The organism is Okeania sp. SIO3B5 (genome assembly GCF_010692555.1).
Taxonomy (GTDB): domain Bacteria; phylum Cyanobacteriota; class Cyanobacteriia; order Cyanobacteriales; family Microcoleaceae; genus Okeania.
In genome coordinates, this window is sequence record NZ_JAAHHG010000317.1 from 1 (window position 1) to 4,514 (window position 4,514).

At 34.8% G+C, this 4,514-nt stretch carries 4 protein-coding genes; all 4 read right to left on the minus strand.

What is annotated here, in order from left to right; all coding sequences use genetic code 11:
* On the minus strand, positions 1 to 3,080 hold a 3,080-nt coding region (locus F6K54_RS29905; protein WP_293085965.1), incomplete at its 3' end, for a tetratricopeptide repeat protein.
* 45 nt (positions 3,081 to 3,125) lie between these two features.
* Positions 3,126 to 3,728: a tetratricopeptide repeat protein gene (locus tag F6K54_RS29910; RefSeq protein WP_293085968.1), complete on the minus strand. Its 603-nt coding sequence runs from the start codon at positions 3,726 to 3,728 to the stop codon at positions 3,126 to 3,128.
* A gap of 50 nt (positions 3,729 to 3,778) precedes the next feature.
* Positions 3,779 to 3,973 (minus strand): hypothetical protein, encoded by a 195-nt coding sequence (locus F6K54_RS29915; protein ID WP_293085971.1) that lies wholly within the window; start codon positions 3,971 to 3,973, stop codon positions 3,779 to 3,781.
* A 110-nt stretch (positions 3,974 to 4,083) separates the two neighbouring features.
* Positions 4,084 to 4,323 (minus strand): hypothetical protein, encoded by a 240-nt coding sequence (locus tag F6K54_RS29920; RefSeq protein ID WP_293085974.1) that lies wholly within the window; start codon positions 4,321 to 4,323, stop codon positions 4,084 to 4,086.
* Positions 4,324 to 4,514 lie beyond the last annotated feature (191 nt).

Genomic DNA, 4,514 nt, shown 5'->3' on the forward strand with positions numbered 1-4,514 from the left:
GTTGGTTGGGAGGGATTATCAAACTCTCCTTTTTCTAAGGGAAGTTGGGGGGAATTATCAAACTCCCCCCTTTCTAAAGTTGGTTGGGAGGGATTATCAAACTCTCCTTTTTCTAAGGGAAGTTGGGGGGAATTATCAAACTCCCCCCTTTCTAAAGTTGGTTGGGAGGGATTATCAAACTCTCCTTTTTCTAAGGGAAGTTGGGAGGGATTATCAAACTCTCCTTTTTCTAAGGGAAGTTGGGGGGAATTATCAAACTCCCCCCTTTCTAAAGTTGGTTGGAAGGGATTATCAAACTCTCCTTTTTCTAAGGGAAGTTGGGGGGAATTATCAAACTCCCCCCTTAGAAAGGGGGGTTGGGGGGGATCGTCTTGTTCTAAAAAGAAACCATGAGTTGCCAGAACTAATTTTTTCGGACATTTACCATTAGTTAAATGAGTTTTTAAAGCATCATTTTGTAATAGAGGTTTGACTTGAAATTCGGTAGCAACAGCTTGAGCAATTTCTCTAGTCATCGGAACTGGTAAAAATCGTTCTTCATCCTCTTGCCCGAAAGTTTCAATAATTTCACTTTTCAGAGAATTTAAGTTAATAGATAAGTCTGTTTTTTCCTCTTTACTAAAGGAAGTTGGGGAAATTTCTAAGCCCCCTTTATTAAGGGGGGTTGGGGGGATTTCTACAGATAAATCAAAATTCGGATCGGCAATAACTAAAGACTCAGAGGCAGTAGGTTTGGGTTGATTTTTATGTCGTAATAAATCCCTACCCGCTGTTAAATAGGTAATTTGATATTTGTCAATAAATAATTGATTATTTTCTCCATCTACGGGTAAAATTTCAAACGGAATTAGAGTTAATTTGCCGTCGGGAAAAATAAATAATTTTTCGCCTTGTAAGTATTTTTTTAGGGGTTGAAAAACTGTGGTTGTTAATTCAATAAATGGATTTGATGGATTTGACGCTTTAGATGTTTTTGGTTTCCAATTTTTCGTACTGGGAGCCATATTTTCTAGGTTGACTGGGGAAATAGTTTGACGCACCAGGCGAATTAAATTATCAATTTTTTCTGCTGCTCCTAAGTCAATCATCTGCACTTTTTCTGGTTTTTTAGCAGGTAAGATAAAAGCTAGATAATGAGGAGTTTGATATTTATTAGTAGTAAAGTCATAGACAGGAAAATAAGCAAATTCAATTAAGGTACTATTTTCCGGTAATTCTGAAGCAACCTCTTGGCGATCGACTAATTGATTTTCCAGGTTCATTTCTGGCACTTCAGCAGAGAGCTTTTTTTGTAAAGTTTCGACTTCAATGTATAGTTCCTTCAGGAGTTTTCTATTAGGTTCGAGGCGAGATGAATTTTCGGGTAAGTAAAGAGAAGACTGCAAATTAACAATTTGTTTCCACAGAGAACGATATTTTTCAAAAGAGTCTTGGAGGTGGGGGTAGCGATCGCTATTTATTGCTGCATTGAAAGCTGCATCAGCAGCGTTACTGATGGCTTTACGTTTTAAGACTAAATCTAAAGCGGTGTGAATAACATCTAATTTTTCTGGAGATTTTTCTAGGGGATAAAAGTGTTGATAGATGAGGGAAAGTAAAATATATTGTGTGGTTCTAATATTGTCTAGAAAAAGCATTCTGTCATTTTCCGAACTGCCTAAAAATTCCTGATTCATCAAGCGATGTTCTACTTCTGTAGCTTCTTTGAAGAATTTTAGAGCTTCTTGATAGTGGTTAGTTGTAGCACATACTCCAGCTAGGTTGTTTAAGCTACGAACCAAGTCAAAATGGCCTCCAGTAAACAAACGTTTAGTTATGGCTAAAGCATTTTGGAAAAGAGCTTCAGCTTCACTATATTTTTCTTGAATAAAATAGAGCAAACCAAGGTTGTTTAAGTTGCTAGCTACATCAGGATAGTCTCCAATCAATAAATGTTCATAAATATCTAAAGCCTTTTTGAAAATATGTTCAGCTTCACTATATTTTCCCTGATTAAGGTATATCAAACCTAGGTTGTTTAAGGTAGTAGGCAAATAAGGATGCTTTGTTTCAAACAAACGTTTATAAATAGCTAAAGCATCTTGAAAAAGAGGTTCAGCTTCACTATATTTTCCTTGCTTATCGTACACCGTAGCGAGGTTATTTAAGCTGCGAGCTATATCAAGATTGCCTATTTTAAAGAAGGGTTTATAAATCTGTAAAGCCTTTTTGAAAATATTTTCAGCCTTATCATATTTTCCTTGATTCTTGTAGAGCAAACCTAGGTTATTTAAGGTAGTAGCCACAACAGGATGGTTTTCGGTAAATAAACGTTCATAAATAGCTAAAGCATCTTGAAAAAGAGGTTCAGCTTCACTATATTTTCCTTGATTATTGTAGAGCATAGCTAGATTGTTTAGGCTAACTGCTACATCAGGACGGTCTGTTTTAAACAGACTTTTTCTCATGGCTAAAGCCTTTTGGAAAAGAGGTTCAGCTTTACTATATTTTCCTTGATTGCTGTAAAGCATAGCTAGGCAGTTTAAGCTAGTAGCTACATCAGGATGGTCTGTTTTAAACCAATGTTTATAAATAGCTAAAGCCTTTTGGAAAAGAGGTTCAGCTTCACTATATTTTCCTTGATTATTGTAGAGTAAACCTAGGCCGTTTAAGCTAGTAGCTGTCTCAGGATTGTCTTCACCAAATAAACGTTTTATCATAGCTAAAGCCTCTTGAAAAAGAGGTTCAGCTTCAATGTATTTTCCTTGATTATTGTAGAGCAAAGCTAGGTCGTTTAAGCTAGTAGCTACATCAGGATAATCTGTTTCTTTAAACAAATTTCTTCTCATCGCTAAAGCATTTTGGACAAGAGGTTCAGCTTCAGTGTATTTTCCTTGAATAAGATAGATTAAAGCTAGGCCGTCTAAGCTATTAGCCACATAAGGATTGTCTCCATTAAACAAACGTTTTGTCATTGCTAACGTCTCTTCATAAAGAGGTTCAGCTTCACTATATTTTCCTTGAGAATGGTAGAAAAAAGCTAGGCTGTTTAAGCTATTGGCAACATCAAGATGGTCTGTTTTAAACAAACATTTTTTCATAGCTAAAGATTCTTGAAAAAGAGGTTCAGCTTCACTATATCTTTCTTAATTATTGTAGAGCAAAGCTAGGTTGTTTAGGCTATTAGCAATATCAAGATGGTCTGTTTTAAACAAACGTTTTCTCATGGCTAAAACATCTTGAAAAAGAGGTTCAGCTTCACTATATCTTTCTTGATTATTGTAGAGCAAAGCTAGGCCATTTAAGCTAGTAGCAACAAGAGGATGGTCTCTTTTAAATAAACGTTTATAAATAGCTAAAGCATCTTGAAAAAGAGATTCAGATTCACTATATCTTTCTTGATAAGAGTATAAGTAAGCTAAGTTGTTTAAGCTATTAGCAACAAGAGGATGGTCTGTTTTAAATAAACGTTTTATCATAGCTAAAGCCTCTTTAAAAATAGGTTCAGCTTCACTGTATTTTCCTTGGGAATAGTATAAGTAAGCTAGGTTATTTAAGCTGTTAGCTATTTCAGAATTTTCATTTCTCCAGATTTGTCTAGCTAAATCTAAAGATTGTTTAGTTAATTCAATAGCTTCATCGAATTGACCTTGTTTTTTTAGTATATTAATTCTTCCTCTTAAACTAAAGTAAGTTGCTTGTTCTCCTACATTTGAAAAAAAATCACCTAACTGTTCAAAGAAATTCATTTTTGTTACCTCTTTTTATATGCTGATGCTTCAGTAATAATGTTGTGATTCTAGTTTTTAAACCTAAAAGCAGGAAACCCAACATTTTTTATCAAAAGTAATGCAGTGGCGAACGGGCGAATGTGTCGAGTAGATGGCAAATAAAAAATCAGACTATTTCTACTTCTGCCATTAATTCCTGAGTAAAACGAGTTTTTTTTCAAATCATCAATACCAAACATAACTTCTAACTCCTGACGACTCATTTCTGGTAATTTTTCTAAGACATATAGTCTGGAATATGGGAAATAATTAGTTGGGTTTACCCGTAGGGTAAGCTACGCTAACGTTGCCTCAACCCAACCTACAATTTAAGTTAATTCAAATTAGCAATAGCTTGTCGCACTTGCTCAATTTCTAACTCTAAAATTTCCGCAATTTCTTCAACGGAAAAGCCTTTTTTTAATAATCCAGGAATGACCTTTAATTTTCCTTCAATTTCTCCCTCTGCTTTTGATTCTGCCATTAATTCCTGAGCAAAACGGGTTTTTTTCAAATCATCAATACCAAACATAGCTTCTAACTCCTGACGACTCATTTCTGGTAATTTTTCCAATACAATAGTCTGGAATACGGGAAATAATTAGTTGGGTTTTGTTGCCTCAACCCAACCTACAATTTAAGTTAATTCAAATTAGCAATAGCTTGTCGTACTTGCTCAATTTCTAATTCTAAAATTTCGGCAATTTCTTCAACAGAAAAGCCTTTTCTTAATAAACTAGGAATAACTTCCAATTTTCCTTCCAA

Bases quoted from the DNA above. Each gene is read 5' to 3' on its own strand.
- F6K54_RS29910 (WP_293085968.1), bottom strand. From the start codon at position 3,728: ATGAATTTCTTTGAACAGTTAGGTGATTTTTTTTCAAATGTAGGAGAA.
- F6K54_RS29915 (WP_293085971.1), bottom strand. From the start codon at position 3,973: ATGAGTCGTCAGGAGTTAGAAGTTATGTTTGGTATTGATGATTTGAAA.